Source organism: Qipengyuania sp. L-5Y, assembly GCF_056859455.1.
Genome location: NZ_JBSXOM010000016.1, coordinates 18,815 through 40,560 on the forward strand (window position 1 = coordinate 18,815; position 21,746 = coordinate 40,560).

Here is a 21,746-nt window from a genome sequence, read left to right on the forward strand (position 1 = left end):
TTGCGCGCCAAATCGTTCGCAGCCAAGACCGGTTGCTAAACGCAACGTTTGGGAGAGACGCGTGAGCTACGAAACCATCATCGTCGAAAAGGACGGGCCGCTTACAATCATTACACTAAACCGGCCTGACCGGCTGAATGCGATGGCACCGCAGATGGCGGACGAACTCAGCGAGGCTCTCTACGACTTGGGTGACAGCCGCGCTGTGCTGATCACCGGGGCAGGCAAGGGTTTTTGCTCGGGCGCCGACCTCTCAGCGCGGGGGGAGCGTAGTGCCTTGAACAGCAAGGGCGGAAGTCACCGGGCTTTGCAGAACCATTACAACCCGGCAATCAACATGGTCCTGCGCGCGCCGGTTCCGGTTATATGTGCCGTAAATGGTCCTGCGGCCGGCGTAGGATGCAGCCTCGCGCTGGCCGGCGATTTCGTACTTGCCGGGAAAAGTGCCTATTTCCTTCAGGCCTTCGTCAACATCGGCCTTGTGCCGGATGGCGGATCGACTTGGCTTCTTGCGCGCGCAATAGGTCGTGCACGTGCCACCCGCATGATGATGCTGGGCGAAAAGATCGGTGCCGATCAAGCAGAGGATTGGGGCCTGATCTACAAGGCATGCGAAGACGATGCTCTGATGGAAGAGGCGAGGGCGCTCGCCATGAAGCTCGCCAATGGTCCGACGCTTGCCTATGCAACGATGAAGCGTAATATTGCGACCGCACTCGATGGCAGCATCACGGAAGTCCTTCTGGCCGAAGCCGAAGGCCAACGTCTGGCGGGCGCCAGCAAGGATGCGATGGAGGGCGGTATGGCCTTCCTGGAAAAGCGCAAACCGGCATTCAAGGGCGAGTAATTCGCCCGCCGGTCCTTCCCCTGTGCATACGATTGTGTTTAGGGACCCCGCATGACCGACAAGCCGACTTATGAAGACTGGAAGCCCCTCGCCGACAAGGAAGTAAAGGGGCGCGATCTGACCTGGCATACGCCCGAAGGCATCGCCGTTAAGCCGCTTTACACTAGTGAGGACACCGCCGATCTCGATCCTGGCGTCCCCGGTATCGCGCCGTTTACCCGTGGCCCCTATGCCTCGATGTATACCGGACGTCCTTGGACAATCCGGCAGTATGCGGGCTTCTCAACCGCGGAGGAATCGAACGCCTTCTATCGCCGCAATCTTGCCGCGGGGCAGAAAGGGCTGAGCGTTGCTTTCGACCTCGCGACGCATCGTGGGTACGACAGCGATCACCCCCGCGTGGTCGGCGATGTCGGCAAGGCTGGCGTCGCGATCGACACCGTTCGTGACATGGAAATCCTGTTCGACCAGATCCCGCTCGACACGATGAGCGTGTCGATGACGATGAATGGCGCGGTGATCCCGGTTCTTGCATTCTACATCGTCGCGGCAGAGCGTCAGGGCGTCAGCCAGGACAAGCTTTCGGGGACCATCCAGAACGACATCCTCAAGGAGTTCATGGTCCGCAATACCTATATCTATCCGCCCGAACCGAGCATGCGGATCGTTTCGGATATCATTGCATATACATCCGCCAACATGCCGAAATTCAACAGCATTTCGATTTCGGGCTATCACATGCACGAGGCCGGGGCGACGGCGGTGCAGGAACTGGCCTTCACCATCGCCGACGGCAAGGAATACGCCAAGCGCGCAATGGAAGCAGGGCTCGATATCGACGCCTTCGCGCCGCGCCTGTCCTTCTTCTGGGGCATCGGCATGAACTTCTTCATGGAGATCGCGAAGATGCGCGCGGCGCGCCATCTGTGGCACGATGTCATGGAAGATCTTGGCGCACAGAACCCGAAGTCGAAGATGCTGCGCACCCACTGCCAGACAAGCGGTGTGAGCCTGCAGGAGCAGGACCCCTACAACAACGTCATCCGAACCACGATCGAAGCGATGGCAGCAGTGCTGGGCGGAACGCAGTCGCTCCACACCAACGCGCTGGACGAAGCAATCGCGCTGCCGACTGATTTCAGTGCCCGTATCGCGCGTAACACGCAGCTGGTGATCCAGGAGGAAAGCGGCGTCACCAATGTCGCGGATCCGCTGGGCGGTAGCTATTATGTCGAAAGCCTCACGGCGTCCCTCCTCGAGCAGGCGCGTGCGTTGCTCAAGGAAGTCGAAGCGGCGGGCGGGATGACCGAATATGTCGCCAGCGGTAAGCCAAAGGCGCAGATTGAGGAAGCGGCTGCGGCCAAGCAGGCCTCCGTCGACCGGGGCGAGACCGTCATCGTCGGTGTAAACAAATACCGCCGTGACAAGGAAGACGAGATCGACACGCTCGATGTCGACAACCATGCGGTGCGTCGCAGCCAGATTGCGCGGCTGGAGAAAGTGCGCGCGGATCGGGATGAATTCGCGTGCAAGGCCGCGCTCGATGCGCTCGCCAGAGGGGCGGCGCAGCGACAGGGCAATCTGCTTGGCCTGGCGGTTGAAGCGGCCCGCCACGATGCGACGCTCGGTGAAATATCCGCTGCGATGGAAGACGCCTATGGGCGCTACGACACCATGCCCAAGCCTGTGCGCGGGGTCTATTCTGCGGCTTATGCCGAAGATGATCGTTATGCGCAGGTTGTCGAAGGTGTGAAGGCGGTCGAACGGCGCCTCGGGCGTGCGCCAAAGCTGATGGTTGCCAAGATGGGCCAGGATGGTCACGACCGCGGTGCTAACGTCATTGCCAGCGCCTTTGCCGACATGGGCTTCGAAGTGGTTTCGGGCCCGCTTTTCCAGACGCCCGCGGAAGCAATGGATCTTGCACTGGAAAACGATGTCGATGCCATCGGGGCCAGCAGCCTTGCCGCAGGTCACAAGACACTCATTCCCGAACTGATCGACCTGCTGAAGGAAGCTGGCCGCTCTGACATCAAGGTTATCGCAGGCGGCGTTATCCCGCAAAAGGATTACGAATTCCTCCGCGATGCTGGAGTGCAGGGTATCTACGGCCCTGGCAGCAACGTGGTCGAATGCGCGGCGGATGTGCTGCGCCTGCTGGGGCACAACATGCCGCCTGCGGGCGAGGATCTGGACGAGGCGGCGGAGTGATAACCCTCAATTCGTCAATGCGAGCAACGCGAAGCAATCTGGGGCGCTGGTCTATGGATTGCGGGGTGGCCCTCCGGGCCGTCTTCGACTCTGCGGGCGGTTTCTCGCGATGACGAGGGACGGTGGCAGACTGTGGGCTGGGCTGAGACTAACGCTCAAGCTCTCGCTCGGCTCTATCGCCGTCATGATCCTCGCGATCATTCATTTCTACGCCATCTTCTTCCTACCTGCAATTAGCTACAGGACGCTTGGAACAAACTTGGAATGGCCGACAATTGGCGTTGTGACAATTGGCGTTGTGTTTGTATCCTTTCTGATTTCGACAACCTTTGCCATTAACGTGATAGTAAAGCTCAAAGTATGACCCAAATCCGCACCGACTGGACCCGCGAGGAAATCGCTGGCCTGTTCGACCTTCCTTTCACCGAGCTGCTGTTCCGCGCAGCTTCGGTTCACCGCGAGAACCACCCACCCGAACAAGTTCAGCTCTGCACGCTGCTCTCCATCAAGACCGGCGGATGCCCGGAGGACTGCGGCTATTGCTCCCAGTCGGTGAAGGCCGATAGTGGGGTCGAGGCGACCAAGCTGATGGACGTGCGCGCCGTGCTGCAATCGGCAGCGCAGGCGAAGGATGCGGGCAGCCAGCGCTTCTGCATGGGTGCGGCCTGGCGCAATCCCAAGGACCGCGACATGCCTGCCATCGTCGAGATCGTGAAGGGTGTGCGCGATATGGGTCTCGAAACCTGCATGACGCTCGGTATGCTCACGCCAAAACAGGCGGGGATGCTCAAGGAAGCGGGCCTCGACTACTACAATCATAATGTCGACACGGGCCCGGAATACTACGAGCGTGTGATATCCAGTCGCAAGTATGAGGACCGTCTCGATACCCTTCAGAACGTGCGCGATGCGGGGATCAACGTGTGCAGCGGTGGGATCGTCGGCATGGGCGAAACGCGCGAGGATCGCGTCGGCTTCGTCCACACGCTCGCTACGCTCGAACGCCATCCCGAAAGCGTGCCGGTCAATGCGCTGGTGCCGGTCAAGGGTACGGTGCTGGGTGACATGCTGGCTGACACGCCACTCGCCAAGATCGACGATATCGAATTCGTCCGCACCGTTGCCGTGGCACGCATCTGTATGCCGATGAGCATGGTACGTCTTAGCGCCGGTCGCGAGTCCATGTCGGATGCCACCCAAGCCCTTTGCTTCCTCGCGGGCGCGAACTCTATTTTTACCGGCGACAAATTGCTGACCGCGCCCAATGCCGGCGACGACAGCGACGGCGCCCTCTTCGCCAAGCTTGGTCTGACCCCGCTTTTGCAGGAAGAGCCGATGCGGACGCGCCCCGTCATGGAACCGGCTGAGTGATCTTCGCCGCTCTTTTCTTGCTGGCTCAAGCGCCTGACGCGGTGCCGGAGTGTGCGGACCCCACTACACAAGGAGAGATGAATGCGTGCGCCAAGCAGGAATTCGACCGTGCCGACGCTGAACTGAATGCTGTGTGGAAGAAGGTGCGCGGCTGGGCAAAAAACGCCGATGCGAAATTGGACAGAGGTGATGGGCAATCGGGCTACGCAGAAAGCCTGCTCGCCGCCCAGCGAGCATGGTTGACCTACCGCGACGCCCATTGCCGTTTGGTGAGCTTCGATGCGCGCGGTGGCTCGATGCAACCGCTCCTGATTAATAACTGCTTGGCTGAACTGACAGAGAATCGCACTGCTGAGCTGCGCGAGCTTCTCGTCAATCAGGTTTCGGGCGAGCCCAAGACTTTACCGGAGACTTAGCGTGTTCAAGAAAATTCTAATCGCCAATCGCGGTGAAATCGCTTGCCGGGTCATCAAGACCGCGCGCCGGATGGGTATCGCAACCGTCGCCGTTTATTCCGATGCAGATGCGCGTTCACCTTTCGTGAAAATGGCGGATGAAGCGGTGCATATTGGTCCCGCGCAAGCCTCCGAAAGCTATCTCGTCGCGGACAAGATCATCGCCGCCTGTAAGCAGACTGGCGCAGAGGCCGTGCATCCGGGTTATGGCTTCCTGTCGGAACGAGCGAGTTTCGTGGAAGCGCTGGCGAAAGAAAACATCGCCTTCATCGGCCCGCCTGCCGAAGCCATTGCCGCCATGGGCGACAAAATCGAAAGCAAGAAAATCGCTGAAGAGGCGGGGGTCAACACCGTGCCCGGTTCGGGCGGGGCCATCGCCGATACGGCAGAGGCGCTCGAATGGGCGAACCGGATCGGCTATCCGGTAATGATGAAGGCCAGCGCTGGCGGCGGCGGCAAGGGCATGCGCCTGGCGTGGAACGATCAGGATGTGAAGGATGGCTTCGAAGCGACACAGCGCGAAGGACTGAACAGCTTCGGCGACGAGCGCGTCTTCATCGAGAAGTTTATCGAAGACCCGCGCCACATCGAAATCCAGATCCTCGGCGACCAGCACGGAAATGTGATCTACCTCAACGAACGTGAATGTTCGATCCAGCGCCGCCACCAGAAGGTGGTCGAAGAAGCCCCGTCGCCCTTCGTCACGCCGAAGATGCGCAAGGCCATGGGCGAACAGTGCGTCGCACTGTCCAAGGCCGTTGGTTATTACAGTGCGGGTACGGTGGAACTCATTGTTTCGGGCGCGGACAAGACGGGCGAAAGCTTTTACTTCCTCGAAATGAACACTCGCCTGCAGGTGGAACATCCCGTTACCGAGGCGATCACGGGCGTCGACCTGGTCGAGCAGATGATCCGCGTCGCCGCTGGCGAGAAGCTCGCCATGACGCAGGACGACGTGAAGATCGACGGTTGGGCGATAGAGAACCGGGTCTATGCAGAAGATCCTTACCGCGGCTTCCTGCCATCCACCGGCCGCCTCGTGCGCTATCACCCGCCGGTAGAGCCCTGGGCTGACGACGGCTCGGAAAACGGGCGCCGCGGCGTCGACGGCGTTCGAGTGGACGACGGGGTGTTCGAAGGCGGTGAGGTCTCGATGTTCTACGACCCCATGATTGCAAAGCTGGTTACCTGGGGCGAAACGCGCGACGACGCCGCCGATCTCCAGATTGCCGCTCTAGATGCGTTCAGGATCGAAGGCTTGGGCCACAATGTCGATTTCCTCAGCGCGATCATGCAGCATCCGCGCTTCCGGTCGGGCGAACTGACCACCGGCTTCATCGCGGAAGAATATCCCGAAGGTTTCGAAGGCGCTCCGGCCGATGGTCGTCTGACGAGCGTACTCGCAGCCGTGGGCGGGGTGATCGCTACGGCGGATGCCGACCGGGCACGGCGCGTCGAAGGGCAGTTGTCGGACGATCTCTATGCTCCGGGTGACTGGACCATTCGTATCGGCGAGCGCGAAGAGGGTTCGACGAGCCACGACGTGCGGCTGGAGGAAAACGCGCTGACGGTCGATGGCGAACAAGTCACGATCGAGATGCAGTATACGCCGGGCGAGCGAATGGTGGATGTGGCGCTGTTTGAAAACGGCGCGGGCGAAGATGCCGAGCCGATCCAAAGTTACACATTTCAGTTGAAGCCGACGCGTACCGGTTATGCCGTGACAACGCGCGGAGCCACGCATCATTTGCGGATCCTGCAAACACGTATCGCCCATCTCGCATCGCATATGATCGAGAAGACCCCGCCGGACCTTTCCAAGATGTTGATCTGTCCCATGCCGGGCCTGCTGGTGAAGCTGCATGTTGGCGAGGGGGATGAAGTCCAACCCGGCCAGCCGCTCGCGACAGTGGAAGCGATGAAGATGGAAAACATCCTGCGGGCCGAAAAACAGGCTACGATCGGCAAGATCAATGCCGAAGAAGGTGATAGCCTCGCCGTGGACGAAGTCATACTCGAACTGGAATAGGTCTTAGCCCGCGAAGGGCTTCAAGCCTTTCGCGGGTCAGATCGCCCTTATCAAAGCATCGATCTTGCTCATTTTACGAGCGGCATGGATTTTTAGGTTAACGACCTTCCAGCAATCGCCCAACTGACCGATACTACGCTCCTTCGAGTCGCTTCTGAACGCAATTACAGGAGCATCAAATGGCACAGCGGGGCACAGGGTTTTTCGATCGCAAGGGGCAGTATTTCAAGACTCCCGAAGAAGCGACGGTGAGCGATCTTGCCGGGATTCTCGGGAAAATAGGCGATGGTGAAAGCCTCGCTCCGGGCATTGCTCACACCATCCTTCAACGACGTAGCGAAATCGAACGATTGCTGGCCGAGCACGATTCGATGATGGCAGATTACCAGCCGATCGCGTCGGGCAGGATAATGCGGCTGGAGCCTCGGTCGGGCTAGCCAAGCTCCTACTGCGAAAACTCCGCGCTCGCGTCACGAGAGCGCGACGTTCTCCGGTTCGGCGTCGCGCATCAGGCGCGGTGCGAGCAGTAGCTTGAACAGGAGGAAGACAGCGCCCGCTGTCGCGGCAAAGCCCATGTGCATCAGCCAGAACTGCGTGATCGGCATCGTCTCGAACCAGCCCCCGACGTAACCGACAATGGAATTTCCGGCGAAGAAGGACAGGTAATACAGGCCGATCACGGTCGCATTGATCTGCTTTGGTGCAAGGCGGGCGAACAGTGCAAGGCTGACCGGCAACATGTGCGCAAAGCCGATGGCGTTCACGATGTGAAACATGACCGGCCAGAAAAGGCCGATCTTCTCGCCCGGCGGTGTGGTGGCGGCGGCAAGATAGAGACAGGCCATCCCGCCAATGGAGAATAACGATCCGATGATGATCTTCGTCAGTTCGTCCGGCTCCGTCCACTTGGTTTTCCACCAGCGATAGAACCCCGCGACGATGGCAAGGAAACTGACCGATACGATCGCGTCGAGTGACACCAGCCAGCTGGTAGGAAGCTTCTCGCCGCCCCAGTAAAGGGCAAACTGCTGATCCCCCCATACCAGATAGGCATTGAAGATCTGATTATTCGGCACGATGGCGAGCGCGAGGACGGGGATGAGAAGAATAAGAGCTGATGTCGCCAGCCAGTCGTGCCGCGTCATGGGTTCGCGCGGTTTCTTATCCGTTTTTGCCGCAGCCTTGCCGGGAACATCGAAATGCTCCTTGGGCAGATACTTCTGACCCGCGAGATAGATTGCGAGGCCGATCAGCATGCCAATGCCAGCCGCGCCGAACCCCCAGTGCCAACCCACCTTTTCACCCAGCGTTCCAACGATGAAGGGAGAGGCGATCACACCGGCGTTGATGCCGAGATAGAAGATCTGGAATGCATCGGCCCGCCTCAGGTCGCCCGGTGAGTAGAGGCTGCCGACCTGGCTGGCGATATTGCCCTTGAACAGCCCCGACCCGACGATCAGGCAAAGCAAAGCCAGCAGGAACGTCACGTTGAACGCCATCAGGAAATGGCCCAGCGCCATGACGATCGCCCCAAGCAACACGGTGCGTCTCTTTCCCAGAATTCTATCGGCGATCCAGCCGCCGAAAATGGGCGTGAGATAGACGCTCGCGGCATATGTGCCGAAGATGGCGCTGGCGAAGGGTTGGCCGTCGATTCCGCCATACAGCGCGCGAAGCTGCTCGATCCCTGCAACGCTGCCAACCTCTTCCGGTTTGAGCAGGAAATTGACCATGTAGAGCACGAGCAGTGTCTGCATGCCGTAATAGGAAAACCGCTCCCACGCTTCCGTGAAGGCGAGGTAGCCAAGCCCTTTGGGATGTCCGAGGAAACTGCGATCCTCGGGGTCGTACAGCCGGAGTTCGGGAGTCGCTTCGGCGACGGTCATGCGCGCATCCTCACCTGCAAGAGGCCGCCGGGATAGCGGCGCACCCCAATTGTGTCGCGCGATTTTGAAAGTCGTTCGTAGAAAATTGCTGCGCGTTCGACACGCAGCATTGCGCCTGCTCAGTGAGCTTGAAGCTGCTCGTCGAGAAAGGCTGCCACGTCCTCCAGCTGGACCTTGCGATCGAGAAATGCAGACCCGATGCCGCGCAAAAGGATGAAGGGCAGGATGCCTGCATCCATCTTCTTGTCATGCTGCATGTGATCGGCAAGATCGCCGCCGCTGCATGCCAGTTCCAGCGCAGATATTTCCGCGGGCAGGCCCGCCGCATCGACTGCATGTGTGACGCGTTCGGCGTCTTCGCCGCGCATCAGACCGCACCGCGCAGAATATCGCGCCGCCAGCACCATGCCCAGCGCCACCGCCTCTCCATGGAGAAGCTTGTCGGAAAATCCCGTCTCGGCTTCCAGGGCATGGCCGAAGGTGTGGCCCAGATTGAGCAGGGCCCGTGCACCGCTCGTCTCACGCTCGTCCTCGGCAACGATCCGCGCCTTGGCCGAAACACTTCTTGCCACGGCTTCCTCCAATGGCGCTTGCTCCATTCCCAAGACCGCATCGCCATGCTCCTCCAGCCAATCGAAAAAACTGCGATCGCCAAGGACGCCGTATTTGAGAACTTCGGCGTATCCGGCGCGCATCTCGCGCTGGGGGAGGGTGGAGAGGGTTTCGAGGTCGGCAAGCACCAGGGATGGCTGGTGGAAAGCTCCAACCAGATTTTTTCCTGCAGGTGTGTTGATCGCCGTTTTCCCTCCAACCGAACTATCGACCTGCGATAACAGTGTGGTCGGAAGCTGGACGAAGCCGCAGCCGCGTTTGAGAATGGCGCAGGCAAAACCGGTCAGGTCACCGACGACCCCGCCGCCCAATGCAAAGACGTGATCTCCGCGCTCGACATTTTGCGCCAGGAGCCAGTCTGTAAGACGGGCAAGGCTGTCCCAGCTTTTCGAGGCTTCGCCGGGGGCGACATCAAACCAGCGCGGTTCGATTCCTGCCAACTCCAGCGAGCGCGAGACCGCATCGCCCCAGTTCGCACGAGCATTGATGTCAGCCACAATGCAGACGTGGCGCTTGCGAAGAAACGGCTCTGCTTCGGTCGCGATGCTTTGAAGCAGGCCTTGGCCTACCCGAACCTCATATTCCCGGCCTGCCAGTTCGACGGGGATTACAGCCATGCGTCGATTGCCTCCAGAATGCGCTCCGCCGTTTCGGCGTGGGGTCCGTTATTGGTTAGCACATGGATCGGCGCTTCGGCATAGGCCGCGCTGCGCTGATCCTTCAATTTGGCGAGTATCTCGCGGGGGTCGCCCGTCCGCAGCAGAGGGCGGTCGTTGCGCCGCGAGGTTCGCTCGACCAGCGTGTCGACATCGCAATCCAGCCACACCGCAATAGCCTGCCCCAGAATTATTCCCCGCGTTTCGGGCTCGACGAATGCCCCGCCACCCGTTGCGATTACGCCGTGGGCTTCGCCCATGAGCCGTGCGATCACGCGCCGCTCGCCATCGCGGAAATAGGTTTCCCCATGTGTTTCGAAGATCTCGCTGATGGTGCGATTGGCGGCGCGTTCTATCTCTTCGTCGACATCTATGAAATCTGTGCCGAGAATGGCAGCGAGTCGGCGTCCGACCGTTGATTTGCCCACGCCCATAAGGCCCACCAGCACGACCGGCCGGTCTATCCGCCGGGCAATGCCGCCGATCTCGGCAGGGGTGAGGCTGATCGCATGGGTCATTGCCGCCGTGCCTAGAACTGGGCTAGGGCGCGGGCAAGGTATCAGCACTTGGAGCGGGACGCGAAAAACTTGGCTATGAGCGGCAGGAAGGTTGGCGGCGTATTGGCTGTGCTGTTCGTGGCGTTGCTGATCGCAGCGTTGATCGACGGCGGCGAGGAACCGTTACACCCCATCGAACAGACGATCGATGTGCCGGAGGCGGCACGATGAAATCGGCATGGTTGATAGGCGGCGCAGCGCTCGCGCTGACGTCGGCAATGGTCTGGGCACAGGAAGCGCCGGTCGATCTGCTGCCGCCTGGTTTCGATGATCCCGCGCCGAGCCCAAGTCCTGCCCCGGCACCGCAGCCGAGCCGTGCACCAGCACCGACCCAGGGCAGTACCCCGCAGCCGACGGCAACCCAATCTGGCGAGATCGTCCAGCCCCTGCCAGTGGAAGCGGCGCCATCGGGCGCGAATCTGGACTTGTCGGATCTGCCAACGCTGCAGGAACTTGAGGACATGTCGACCGACGAGCTCGACGAATTCCTCGGCCTCAAGCCCAAGTTCGATATTCCGCCCGCGGCCCGTCGCTCTATGGAGCGTGTAGGCGTTCTGGGTGCGGGCGAGGGCGGTCTTCCTTCGGCCTCGCTCGAAAAGCAGCCGGCGGGTCTGGTCCGGGCGGTGCTTGCCGGAACCACGCAGCCCATGGTTTCGCGCTGGGGCCATATCCTGCTTCGCCGGGCGCTGGCCAGCAGGCTTGCTGCGCCCGAAGGGATGGATCCGGTCGAATTCGCGACTCTGCGGGTCAACGTGCTTAACGCGATGGGCGAATATGTGGTCGCTCGCGCTTTGGTGCAGGATATCGACACTGGCAATTATTCGCCGGCACTCACCAATGCAGCGGTGGAAGCGTATATCGGAAGTGCCGATGTCGTGGGTGCCTGCCCCGCGGTTCAACTCGTCCAGACAAATCGTGACGATACCGAATGGCAGATGCTTGCGGGGATCTGCAATGCCTATGCAGGCGAAACCACGCGGGCACAGAACGATCTTCGCCGCCTGCTGAACCGCACCCAGGACGATCGCATCGATGTACTTTTCGCGCAGCGCTTCGCAGGGGCGGCTGGGCGCGGTCGCCGCGCCGTTACCATCGAATGGGACGACATCAATTCCCTGACGCCGTGGCGGTTCACCATGGCAAATACGCTTGGCGAGACGATCCCGGATAAATTGCTCGACCGGGCCAGTCCCCAGCTTCTGAGCATTGCGGCAATCACCCCGGCACTCACGCCCGCACAGCGCGCAGCCGGTGCCGACGTTGCCGGAACGAGCGGAATTCTATCTTCTGCAGCGATGGTCGATCTGTATAGCCAGCTTTACGCGCAGGACGGCGTGGCGGGCCCCGCGGCGCAGACCGCGTCGAGCCTGCGCGAAGCCTACGTCGGCACCAGCCCGGTGCAGCGCATCGGTGCGATCAGGGATATCTGGTCAAGTGGTGGCGATTATTCTTACGGTCGCATGGTTCTGACCGCCTACGCCGCCGCGCGTATCCCTCCGAGCAGCGATTTCAGCGAAGACGCCGGCGGGCTCATCGCGTCCATGCTCGCTGCCGGGCTCGACAAAGATGCGGTTCGCTGGTCCGGCGAAGTCGATGGCGGAAGTCAGGCTTGGGCATTGCTTGCCCTTGCTGCGCCTAACAGTTCGACTGGCGTCAGCAGCGGCGATATCGACAGCTTTATCGATGATGATAGCTCGTCGGGGCAGCGCAAATCGCGCATGCTGGTCGCTGGGCTGGCCGGGTTGGATAAAATCGGCGAGGGCGCGCTGGATCAGTATGATGGGCGCCTCGGTGTGAATATAACGGCTGAAAGTCGCTGGACCCGCATGATTGATCAGGCTGCAGCAGTGAATAATCGCGCTCTTGTCGCCATGCTTGCGGGCCTCGGAATGCAGGGTGCAAGCTGGGATCGCATGACGGCCCGCCATCTCTATCACATCGTATCCGCCTTGCGGCGCGTGGGACTGGACGCCGAAGCCAGGATGATCGCCGCGGAGGCCGTGGCGCGCGCCTGATGTGAGCGCGATTCCCGATTTCCTCGCCATGCTTGCTGCCGAAAGGGGCGCGGCGCGCAATACGATTCTTGCTTATGGCCGTGACCTGGAGCAGGCCGAGGAACTGATCGGTTCGAACCTGGACACGGCGAGTTCTGCCCAGCTCGCCAAACTCGGAGCAGACTGGTCCGACCTTGCCCCCTCGACACTGGCGCGGAAGGTTTCGGCCTTGCGACAGTTTTTCGGCTTTCTGGTGGATGACGGGTTGCGAGATGACGATCCGACCCATGCGTTGCCGCGACCCGCGACCCGCCGTCCTCTGCCGAAGATACTGTCTCACGAAGAGGTCGAATCGCTTTTCACGGCAGCAGAAGAAGCTGCGCAGGCAGATAGTCCCGCCGCCGTGCGTCTGCTGACGTTGTTGGAAATGTTGTACGGATCGGGCTTGAGGGCGACCGAGCTCGTGTCGCTACCCGTATCCGCGGTACCGCGGGATGCCCCTTTTCTTACCGTGATCGGCAAGGGTGGGCAGGCGCGGATGGTGCCCGTCAGCCACCGCGCGGACAAGGCCCTAAAGCGCTGGCTTGCCTTGCGCGATTCCAGTTCGAGATGGCTGTTTCCCTCGCGCACCGGCCACCTTTCTCGAGTGCGCCTGTTCCAGATGCTGAAGGAGTTAGCCGTTCGTGCCGATCTGCCCCGCGAAAAGCTGAGTCCTCACGTCTTGCGCCATGCCTTTGCAACGCATTTGCTTGAAGGCGGGGCGGACCTTCGCGCACTGCAGACATTGCTGGGCCACTCCGATATTTCGACCACCCAAATCTATACGCATGTCGATGCTGCGCGGCTCGTCAGGCTTGTCAACGAAAGGCACCCGCTTGCACGCGGGCGTCGTTCGGACTAGCGCACGGCCATGATTTCCTACCTCGAATTCGAGAAACCCGTCGCCGAACTGGAACAGCGCATCGCAGAACTGCGCAGCGCAGCCGATGGCGACGATGTCGATATCTCTACCGAACTCCACCGTCTGGAGCAGAAGAGCGCCGATCTTTTGGCGAGCACGTACGAATCGCTCAGCCCCTGGCAAAAGACACAAGTCGCCAGGCATCCCTCACGCCCGCATTTCCGTGATTACGTCGAACAGGCTTTCGAGGATTTCGTGCCGCTCGGGGGCGATCGTAATTATGGTGACGACGAAGCCATTCTCGGTGGCTTCGCCAAGCTCAATGGACGCAAGATCATTCTGATCGGCCATGAAAAGGGCAACGATACGGCCAGCCGCATCCGTCACAATTTCGGGATGGGTAAACCGGAAGGCTATCGCAAAGCGATACGCCTCATGGAAATGGCCGGTCGTTTCGGACTGCCAGTGGTTACGCTCGTCGATACGTCGGGCGCGTTTCCTGGGGTCGAGGCGGAAGAACGCGGGCAGGCGGAAGCTATTGCCCGCTCGACGGAGGCGTGTCTCGCCTTGCCGGTACCCATGGTGGCGGCAATTGTCGGTGAAGGCGGTTCGGGCGGCGCAGTCGCGCTGGCCAGCGCCGAACGTGTTCTGATGATGGAACACGCCGTATACTCTGTGATCTCACCCGAAGGCTGCGCATCGATTCTCTGGCGTACTGCAGAAAAGGCGCCCGACGCGGCAGAAGCAATGAAGGTCACCGCTCAGGATCTAAAAGGTCTCGGCGTGATTGACCGCATCGTCCCCGAACCGGTGGGCGGTGCGCACCGCGATCCCGTAGTCGCTGCCACATCTCTGGGTGCCGCGATCGCTGAAGAACTGGACATGTTGAGCGGTTACGCGCCGCATGAGCTCAAGCGTCAGCGCGAAGACCGTTTCCTGGCAATAGCTGGCTGATTTGCAGTCCGAGCGGCGGGAACAAAATTCCGCTCGTTCCGGTTCTCCTACCGTCAACGAACAACAGCGCGCGGGCGGATAATGCCGTCCCGCGCGTTCGTGTAAATCGGGGAGAATTCTTCATGTTACGCAAAAAATTTATCGCGGCGTCATCCGTCAGCGCTCTCGCACTCGCCTTGTCGGGTTGTGTTGGTGCCGGAAACATTCCGAGTGCCTCGACGCCCATCACGCAGAGCGAAGCGCAAATGGGCGCCGAAGCACATCCGCAACTGCTTGCCGAATTCGGCGGTGCAATGACCGGCAGCCAAGCGCAATATGTCGAACAGGTCGGAAAGAATATCGCGGTTCATTCCGGATTGGGGAATGCGCGCGAATCGTTCACGGTGTCTCTACTCAACAGCCCGGTGAACAATGCCTTCGCCATTCCAGGCGGTTATATCTATACCACCCGGCAGCTCGTTGCTCTCATGAACAACGAAGCAGAACTTGCCGGTGTTCTCGGGCATGAAGTCGGCCACGTGGCAGCCCGCCACTCGCAGCGCCGCCAGGCGGCCGCCCAGCAGAATTCTCTACTCGGTGCCGCAGGTGCGATCCTTTCGGGTATCCTGCTCGGCAACAGCGGCGTCGGACAACAGATCTCGCAAGGGATTCTCCAAGGCTCGCAATTGCTGACCCTGAAGTTCTCCCGCTCGCAGGAACTGGAGGCTGACGGGCTCGGAATTCGTTATCTCAATCAAGCGGGCTACGATCCACGTGCCATGGCCAGCGTTCTGCAGAGCTTGGCGCTTCAGAACGCGCTCGACGCCAGGGTCCAGGGTCGTGGGAACGCGAGCATCCCTGAATGGGCATCTACCCACCCGGACCCGGCGAGCCGGGTGCAGAGTGCCCTTGCGACAGCGCAGGCCTCTGGCGCGACAGGCGGGGTCACCAATCGCGACACCTTCCTCACGCGCATCGATGGCATCACATATGGTGACGATCCGTCGCAGGGTGTGGTCGAAGGGCGCCAGTTCATCCATCCCGAACTGCGGCTCGCATTTACCGCGCCACAGGGCTTTTTTATGGTGAACGGCACCGACGCCGTCACCATCAATGGTCAGAGTGGGCAGGCGCAATTTACGTTGGCACCGTATAGCGGTAACCTCGACAACTACGTAACAAGCGTTTTTTCGCGCCTAAGCCAGCAGCAACAGATCCGACCGCAGTCGATTCAGAAGACGACCGTCAACGGTCTTCCCGCGGCTTACGGCAGCGCGCGTGTGAATTCAGGGAATGGGCAGGTCGATGTGACGGTGTTCGCCTATCAATTCGCCAATGATCGGGCTTACCATTTCCTGGCCATTACCCCGGCTGGCGGGACTTCAAGCTTCAACGAAATGTTCGGATCGATGCGGCGTATCGATGCGCAGGCAGCAGCCAATGTGATCCCGCGTGTGATCGACGTAGTAACCGTCGGTAGCGGAGATACCATCAATTCGCTGGCCAACCGGATGGCCTATAGCGACAATCAGGTAGAACGGTTCCGTGTTCTCAACGGGCTGACTTCAAACGAAGGAATCAGCGCAGGGCAGAAGGTCAAGCTCGTGGTTCGCGGGCGTTAGATTTAGGTGTAAGGTTGAAAGAAAGGGCGGCGAAATATTTCGCCGCCCTTCGAGATAAAACTATACACCACTAGTTGTGGTCGTACCCGTTCCAGTCATCGCAGTCGAAACCTTGTTGAATGTCGTGCTGAGGTTCGTGCCGAGGCTGCTCATAGCGGTGATTGCAGCAACTGCGATAAGTGCAGCGATCAGGCCGTATTCGATTGCGGTTGCGCCTTCTTCATTGCGGCGCAGCTTGCGGAAAAACTTCATGTGTCGTCTCCTGGTTCAGTCTTCGTACCCGGCTCGTTCCGAAATCATGGTGCGAGCAACTTGCTTCTTGCACGGCAGTGGTTGAAAAAATCCTAACTGCACGAGCATCTTTTTGCTCTCGTCAAACCCCGGTCGAAGCTAGAATGGTGTCACTGATCAAGTTCCACATTTCGATTACTTCTTGCCCGAAAGTCTGCACTGCCCCGACCATCGCGAGGAAGATAAGAGCGAGGATCAGCCCATATTCGACTGCAGTGGCACCCCGCGTGTCGCGTCCCAGATCTTTAAGGAATTCGACCATTACCAGATGCCCCCATCCGTCACTTGTCCAAGCTGACCGCTCGTGACTACTTTTAGTCAGGTTAAAAAAGGGTTGAGGGCAGCAGCGACTTTGGAAAAAATCCCGACATGGATCTGCGTGGTCGCACTCGCGCTGCACGACGACAGAGGGCGCTGGCTCATGCATCGTCGGCCTCTCCATAAGCATCATGGCGGCCTGTGGGAGTTTCCTGGCGGCAAGGTGGAGCCCGGCGAACGCCCCCGTGAGGCACTCGTCAGGGAAATACAGGAAGAGCTCGGACTGGCGCTTGCGCCGCACACCGTTCAGCCTGTAGCATTCGCCGAAGAGGATGAAACGGGGAACGCGAAGCCGATTGTCATAATGCTTTACAGTTCGGCTTGGGGCGGCAGTCCGGTCGCGGCCCTCGAAGGCGGGGAAATTGCCTGGTTCAAGCCGCACGAGATAGATTTGCTCCCAAAACCCCCACTCGATATCGAACTATCTCGAAGGTTGTTCGAAAAAGGGTGATTTAGGGATTGCCAAGACTCTGGAGCCTGCCTATGTGGCGCCCTCCAAGCGCGCCCGTAGCTCAGCTGGATAGAGCACCAGACTACGAATCTGGGGGTCAGAGGTTCGAATCCTTTCGGGCGCGCCAATTTCCAAAAGCCCGCCTCCTTACCGAGGCGGGCTTTTTGTTTCCCGGCTATTCGGCCTGGTCTTCGAGCCGGTGCATGTCCTCGTCGCTGAAGCCGAAATGGTGGCCCGCCTCGTGCACGACAACGTGGCGAACGAGGTCTTCCATCCTCACCCCCGTTGCACGCCATTCCGCGATCAACGGTTCGCGAAAGAGCCATATGCGCGGCGGCATCCGTCCGCTTTCCCAGATCGATCGGTCGGGCAGGGGCTCACCCTGGTACAGTCCGGACAGTTGCCAGCGATCGTCGAGATCAACGGATTCAAGCTGTTCGGGCGTCGCAAAGTCCTCGACCTCGAGAACGACGTCGCTCAGCTGACTGCGGAACTCTGCGGGAAGTCCGGCAAAGGCCGCCTCCGCCATGATCTGCATCTGCTCTCTGGAAGGGGCCGGTCGGTCATGCATGGTGATATGGATATGATTGCGCCGCAGGATCGGTTCAAGGCAGGAACCGCACTGCGTGTGACCTGTTCAGGTTTCGAAGGAGATTGATTTCATGGCTACCGCCACCGAGATTTTCGAACGACTGAAGCAGGATCACGACAAGCACAGGGAACTTCTCGACAAGCTGCTCGAGACCAGCGGCGACAGCGATGATCGTGAAACGCTGTTCGAGGAGCTGACCAAGGAACTCAAATCTCATGCCGCCGCCGAAGAGCAGGCCTTGTATTCGACGATGCTCAGAAAGCCGCCGACGACGGACGAAACCCGTCATTCGGTTGCCGAACATCACGAAATCGAGGAAGCGCTGAACGATCTCGCCGCCACGGACATGTCGTCGGGCGGCTGGCTGACGAAATTCAAGACGTTCGATCATGACTATCGCCATCACATCGATGAAGAGGAAGAAGATCATTTCCCGGATTTTGCGAAATATCTCGACGATAAGGATATGGAGCACATGGAACGGGTCTTCGAGCGTCGTAAGAAAGAAGAAAAGGCGGAAGCCGAGGTGACTCCTGAGAAGAAGGAAGACGCCAAGGAATAGGGGGATCGGGGGGTTGTGAGCAAAAACGAAAAACCGGATCCGAGCCGTATCTCGCGGCTTGATCCTTCGGTCGAACCGGGTGTGTGGCGTTACGCGAAGGCATCGCGCGCCAGCGTCATCATCGATGCGGCGGATTATTTCGCCTTCATGCAGGAAGCCATGCTCGGCTCGCGCCGCCGCATCCTTCTCATCGGATGGGATTTCGATACCCGCATTCATCTCGAACGCGGGCGTCGGTGGTGGCAGCGCACCTGGAAGCGCGGCTATCCCTCTAGGCTCGGCAGTTTCATTGCCTGGCTCGCGCGGCATCGTAAACAGCTCGACATACGTCTTCTGAAATGGAGCGTCGGCGCCTTGTCCACGATCGGTCGGGCCTCGATGTGGTGGGATCTCGCTCGCTGGGTTCGCCACCGGCAAATCAGCTTCAAGTTCGATACGGCGCATCCGATCGGCTGCACCCATCACCAGAAGATCGCGGTTCTGGACAACAAGGTCGCCGTGTGCGGCGGTATCGACATGACCGACAAACGCTGGGATACGCGCGACCACAAAGAACACGATCCTCGGCGCAAGACTCCTCGCGGAACCGATTACGGCCCGTGGCACGATGTCAGCATGATGATGGAGGGCGATATTGCCAAGGCGTTGGCCGATCTCGGCGGTGACCGCTGGATATGCGCCGGGGGCAATCAGTTGCCGGACGTCGAGGATGGACCGGGCAATCCCTGGCCAAATGCCCTGACCGCTCAGTTCGAAGATGTGGAAATCGGCATCGCCCGAACCCGCGCCGCCTATCGCGACTGGGACAAGGTCGACGAGATCGCGCAGCTCTATCTCAAGCATATCGCGGGCGCCAAACGGTTCATCTACGCCGAAAGCCAGTATTTCGCCTCGCGCGTGATCGCCGAAGCGATCATCGAGCGGCTGCAGGAAGACGATCCGCCGGAAATCGTGATCGTCCATCCGCGTCATGCCGATGGCTGGCTGGAACAGCAGGCCATGGACCATGCCCGCGCCGAGCTTGTCAGATCGATCGAGGAAGCTGACACCAAGGGCCGTTTTTCGCTCTGGTCACCCTTTAGCGGCGAAACGCCAATCTATGTTCATGCAAAGCTGATGGTCATTGACGACCAGATCCTGCGGATCGGATCGGCCAATCTCAACAATCGCTCGATGGGGCTCGATAGCGAATGCGATGTGTTCATCGATTCAACCCGTCCCGGCAACGAACATGCCGCTGATAATATTGCCGCCCTGCGCTATTCCCTCTTGGCCGAGCACTGCGGTCTGGAAGAAGCCGATATGCCCGAACTGCTCAGCCGCCATGGATCGATGATCGGGCTGATCGAAGATTCCCAAGGCAACAAGGGGCGCACTCTGGAGCGTTATCGTCCGCCAGACCTCAACGATGTCGAAGAAACGCTGGCCCGCAGCGCCTTGCTCGATCCTGAAGACCCGGACGAGATGTTCGAGCCATTTGCAAAGGGCGGTCTTTTCCGCAAGGGGAGCAGGCTTTCGCGGTTTCGCGACAAGGTCAGGAGGTACAGGGGAAAGTGAGTAGCCTAGTTGGACCCGACGAGGACGATCCGCGCGCAAAGCCGCCGGTGCCCCAACATGTCCAGGATGCCATCCGCACTCTTATCGAGTGGACCGGAGACGATCCCTCTCGCGAGGGCCTGCTCGATACACCCAAGCGTGTGGCGAGGGCATGGAAAGAATATTGCGTCGGCTACGAAGAAGACCCGGCGCAGCACCTTGGCCGCGTGTTCGAGGAAGTGGGCGGTTACAACGAAATCGTCCTGCTCAAGGACATTCCGTTTCAGTCGCACTGCGAACATCACATGGCCCCGATCATCGGCAAGGCCGCCATTGCGTATCTGCCCAACGATCGGGTGGTCGGCATTTCGAAGCTTGCGCGTGTCCTTCACGGTTTCGCGCGCCGGCTTCAGGTGCAGGAACGCCTCACGGCCGAAGTCGCGGACTGCATCTGGGATAATCTTCAGCCTCAGGGCGTCGCCGTGGTCATCGATGCGCAGCACAGTTGCATGACCGCTCGCGGGGTCCGTACCCCAGGCGTGGGAATGGTGACCAGCCGCATGATGGGTACCTTTCTCGACGACCACCGCAGCCGCGAAGAAGTGCTCAAGCTCATGGGTTATGGGTAGCGATTGGCAGGCGGCCCCTTACCGCTAAGCGTCTTTAAACTTGCCGATTGCATGGAGATCCGGCCGACGCCGGTGATCTATTCGGCTTTTGCGATGACCAGACGCAAGGGCCCCTCATAAAAGGGTCGGCTCCGCCAGTATCCGTATTCCTTATCCCACTGACCACTCGCCAGATCTTGCGACAACCTGTCGACGAACTGCTGAACGACGGATTGTGGCACGAGGCTCCAACTCGAACATGCGAGCCGGGCACCTTCTTCTAGGAAAGCTTCCGGTCGGCCGTAATAAGCTTCGTTGAACCCGTCGGCGCATTCCAGCGGGATAGGTACTGGCTCTACCGTAACGGTCCCGCCAAGAGCCGCCTCGATGCGCTCTAGCGGAGGGAAACGGCGTGCTTCGATCTCGCGGACCTGTGGGATGTAGTCGCTTAGCCAGTAATCCATCATCATTGCAGGATCGCACACCAAAAGGACGACCGGACCCCGAGTGACCCGGCGCATTTCCGCAAGACCTTTTTCCAAATTGGACCATTGATGCACTGTCACAGACGCCATTGACGCATCGAAGCTGTCATCTTCAAACGGGAGGCTCTCTGCCACCGCGTCGATGGCAATTGCCAGATGGGACGGCCTCTGGGCCCTCATGGCCGCCGACGGTTCTACTGCCGTTACATCGCAATCCGTCGGCTCGTAGGAACCGGCGCCTGCGCCGACATTCAATACCGTCTGCGCATCGCCAAGGGCACGGCGTATCTGCAATGCAATTGCGGGCTCGGGCCGACGGTAGTGACTGTAGGTCCGCCCGATCCGGCCGTAGTCGACATCGCCCGCACTGCCATCTGTTAATCTTGCCTGGCTCATGAGCTCTCCCGTTCTTCCGCTGCGACTTGTAAAAGCTCTCCTGAAATTAATGAAGACAGCAGGTGACAGCGCCGATGATGGTTCCTCGTTTGAAACGACTTTCCTACAGGATCGATATCTGCTCCAGACTGGCAGATGTCCAAACGACCTGCCCATAAAGCCCGCCGTCGACCGCCATTCTTCCATCCCGCCATGCCAAGGACGCGCACCGACGGCTGGAGCGTTTCGCGCCAATGCGAATTCCTGGCGCAGCTATATGTCGCTGGTTCGGTCGGCATTGCGGCACAGCGCGTCGGAATGACACGGGCTTCCGCCTATCGGCTCCGCGATCGGGCTGATGGCGCTGGGTTCGCCTTTACCTGGGACCATGTGCTCACGCCGCCAGGCACGGGGCACATGGCCCGCCCGAAACCGGATTGGCGGAAGGTGACAAATG

22 protein-coding genes and 1 tRNA gene are annotated in these 21,746 nt (G+C 59.9%); 16 read left to right on the forward strand and 7 right to left on the reverse strand.

The window, feature by feature from the left end; genetic code table 11:
- The first annotated feature begins 61 nt into the window (after positions 1-61).
- The 6 genes from AC13F2_RS01375 (at position 62) to AC13F2_RS01400 (ending at position 7,347) form a co-directional block, all read left to right on the forward strand.
- Positions 62-847, forward strand: a complete 786-nt coding sequence (locus tag AC13F2_RS01375; RefSeq protein ID WP_482964931.1) for an enoyl-CoA hydratase-related protein — start codon at positions 62-64, stop codon at positions 845-847.
- A 51-nt stretch (positions 848-898) separates the two neighbouring features.
- Positions 899-3,055, forward strand: coding sequence for a methylmalonyl-CoA mutase (scpA, locus tag AC13F2_RS01380; protein WP_482964932.1), 2,157 nt, complete (start codon positions 899-901; stop codon positions 3,053-3,055).
- Positions 3,056-3,415: 360 nt separating this feature from the next.
- On the forward strand, positions 3,416-4,426 hold the full coding sequence (bioB, locus tag AC13F2_RS01385; protein ID WP_482964933.1) for a biotin synthase BioB: 1,011 nt from the start codon (positions 3,416-3,418) through the stop codon (positions 4,424-4,426).
- Positions 4,423-4,842, forward strand: coding sequence for a lysozyme inhibitor LprI family protein (locus AC13F2_RS01390; protein WP_482964934.1), 420 nt, complete (start codon positions 4,423-4,425; stop codon positions 4,840-4,842). Before bioB ends, AC13F2_RS01390 begins: the two co-directional genes overlap by 4 nt.
- 1 nt (position 4,843) lies before the next feature.
- Positions 4,844-6,910, forward strand: a complete 2,067-nt coding sequence (locus AC13F2_RS01395) for an ATP-binding protein (protein ID WP_482964935.1) — start codon at positions 4,844-4,846, stop codon at positions 6,908-6,910.
- A 179-nt stretch (positions 6,911-7,089) separates the two neighbouring features.
- Entirely contained in the window at positions 7,090-7,347 is a 258-nt protein-coding gene (locus tag AC13F2_RS01400; protein WP_482964936.1) for a hypothetical protein, read from the forward strand.
- Positions 7,348-7,380: 33 nt separating this feature from the next.
- Here the strand turns inward: AC13F2_RS01400 and AC13F2_RS01405 are convergent, their stop codons facing one another.
- The 3 genes from AC13F2_RS01405 to AC13F2_RS01415 all read right to left on the reverse strand — a co-directional run bounded on the left by AC13F2_RS01405 (position 7,381) and on the right by AC13F2_RS01415 (position 10,582).
- Complete coding sequence (locus AC13F2_RS01405; protein WP_482964937.1) at positions 7,381-8,796, reverse strand: peptide MFS transporter; 1,416 nt, start codon at positions 8,794-8,796, stop codon at positions 7,381-7,383.
- A 119-nt stretch (positions 8,797-8,915) separates the two neighbouring features.
- The gene (aroB, locus tag AC13F2_RS01410) at positions 8,916-10,025 is read right to left on the reverse strand and encodes a 3-dehydroquinate synthase (protein ID WP_482964938.1); all 1,110 of its coding nucleotides are present in this window, start codon (positions 10,023-10,025) and stop codon (positions 8,916-8,918) included.
- Positions 10,016-10,582, reverse strand: coding sequence for a shikimate kinase (locus AC13F2_RS01415; RefSeq protein ID WP_482964939.1), 567 nt, complete (start codon positions 10,580-10,582; stop codon positions 10,016-10,018). Before AC13F2_RS01415 ends, aroB begins: the two co-directional genes overlap by 10 nt.
- A gap of 75 nt (positions 10,583-10,657) precedes the next feature.
- On the opposite strand from AC13F2_RS01415, the gene AC13F2_RS01420 reads away from it, so the two are divergent.
- The 5 genes from AC13F2_RS01420 to AC13F2_RS01440 all read left to right on the forward strand — a co-directional run bounded on the left by AC13F2_RS01420 (position 10,658) and on the right by AC13F2_RS01440 (position 16,071).
- Complete coding sequence (locus AC13F2_RS01420; RefSeq protein ID WP_255407925.1) at positions 10,658-10,792, forward strand: hypothetical protein; 135 nt, start codon at positions 10,658-10,660, stop codon at positions 10,790-10,792.
- On the forward strand, positions 10,789-12,636 hold the full coding sequence (locus AC13F2_RS01425) for a hypothetical protein (RefSeq protein ID WP_482964940.1): 1,848 nt from the start codon (positions 10,789-10,791) through the stop codon (positions 12,634-12,636). Before AC13F2_RS01420 ends, AC13F2_RS01425 begins: the two co-directional genes overlap by 4 nt.
- Before the next feature lies 1 nt (position 12,637).
- Positions 12,638-13,516: a tyrosine recombinase gene (locus tag AC13F2_RS01430; protein WP_482964941.1), complete on the forward strand. Its 879-nt coding sequence runs from the start codon at positions 12,638-12,640 to the stop codon at positions 13,514-13,516.
- Positions 13,517-13,525: 9 nt separating this feature from the next.
- The gene (locus AC13F2_RS01435; protein ID WP_103023294.1) at positions 13,526-14,470 is read left to right on the forward strand and encodes an acetyl-CoA carboxylase carboxyltransferase subunit alpha; all 945 of its coding nucleotides are present in this window, start codon (positions 13,526-13,528) and stop codon (positions 14,468-14,470) included.
- 122 nt (positions 14,471-14,592) lie between these two features.
- Complete coding sequence (locus AC13F2_RS01440; RefSeq protein WP_482964942.1) at positions 14,593-16,071, forward strand: M48 family metalloprotease; 1,479 nt, start codon at positions 14,593-14,595, stop codon at positions 16,069-16,071.
- 60 nt (positions 16,072-16,131) lie between these two features.
- On the opposite strand, the gene AC13F2_RS01445 is transcribed toward AC13F2_RS01440, so the two are convergent.
- Both AC13F2_RS01445 and AC13F2_RS01450 read right to left on the reverse strand, forming a co-directional pair.
- Complete coding sequence (locus AC13F2_RS01445) at positions 16,132-16,323, reverse strand: Flp family type IVb pilin (protein ID WP_482964943.1); 192 nt, start codon at positions 16,321-16,323, stop codon at positions 16,132-16,134.
- Between the two features lie 121 nt (positions 16,324-16,444).
- A complete protein-coding gene (locus tag AC13F2_RS01450; RefSeq protein WP_482964944.1) occupies positions 16,445-16,624 on the reverse strand; it encodes a Flp family type IVb pilin in 180 nt (59 codons plus the stop codon).
- 117 nt (positions 16,625-16,741) lie between these two features.
- Between AC13F2_RS01450 and AC13F2_RS01455 the strand changes: the two genes are divergently transcribed.
- Positions 16,742-17,131, forward strand: coding sequence for an NUDIX domain-containing protein (locus tag AC13F2_RS01455; protein ID WP_482964964.1), 390 nt, complete (start codon positions 16,742-16,744; stop codon positions 17,129-17,131).
- Positions 17,132-17,181: 50 nt separating this feature from the next.
- Positions 17,182-17,258: transfer RNA gene (locus tag AC13F2_RS01460), tRNA-Arg, on the forward strand.
- Positions 17,259-17,306: 48 nt separating this feature from the next.
- Here AC13F2_RS01460 and AC13F2_RS01465 read toward each other — a convergent pair.
- Complete coding sequence (locus tag AC13F2_RS01465; RefSeq protein WP_482964945.1) at positions 17,307-17,669, reverse strand: metallopeptidase family protein; 363 nt, start codon at positions 17,667-17,669, stop codon at positions 17,307-17,309.
- 124 nt (positions 17,670-17,793) lie between these two features.
- Here AC13F2_RS01465 and AC13F2_RS01470 point away from each other — a divergent pair, with 124 nt between their 5' ends.
- The 3 genes from AC13F2_RS01470 to folE are packed head-to-tail and all read left to right on the forward strand — an operon-like array spanning position 17,794 to position 20,450.
- Positions 17,794-18,285, forward strand: coding sequence for a hemerythrin domain-containing protein (locus AC13F2_RS01470; RefSeq protein WP_103023299.1), 492 nt, complete (start codon positions 17,794-17,796; stop codon positions 18,283-18,285).
- A 15-nt stretch (positions 18,286-18,300) separates the two neighbouring features.
- On the forward strand, positions 18,301-19,842 hold the full coding sequence (locus tag AC13F2_RS01475) for a phospholipase D-like domain-containing protein (protein ID WP_482964946.1): 1,542 nt from the start codon (positions 18,301-18,303) through the stop codon (positions 19,840-19,842).
- Complete coding sequence (folE, locus tag AC13F2_RS01480) at positions 19,839-20,450, forward strand: GTP cyclohydrolase I FolE (RefSeq protein ID WP_103023301.1); 612 nt, start codon at positions 19,839-19,841, stop codon at positions 20,448-20,450. Before AC13F2_RS01475 ends, folE begins: the two co-directional genes overlap by 4 nt.
- A gap of 77 nt (positions 20,451-20,527) precedes the next feature.
- Here the strand turns inward: folE and AC13F2_RS01485 are convergent, their stop codons facing one another.
- The gene (locus AC13F2_RS01485; RefSeq protein ID WP_482964947.1) at positions 20,528-21,310 is read right to left on the reverse strand and encodes a class I SAM-dependent methyltransferase; all 783 of its coding nucleotides are present in this window, start codon (positions 21,308-21,310) and stop codon (positions 20,528-20,530) included.
- Between the last annotated feature and the right edge of the window lie 436 nt (positions 21,311-21,746).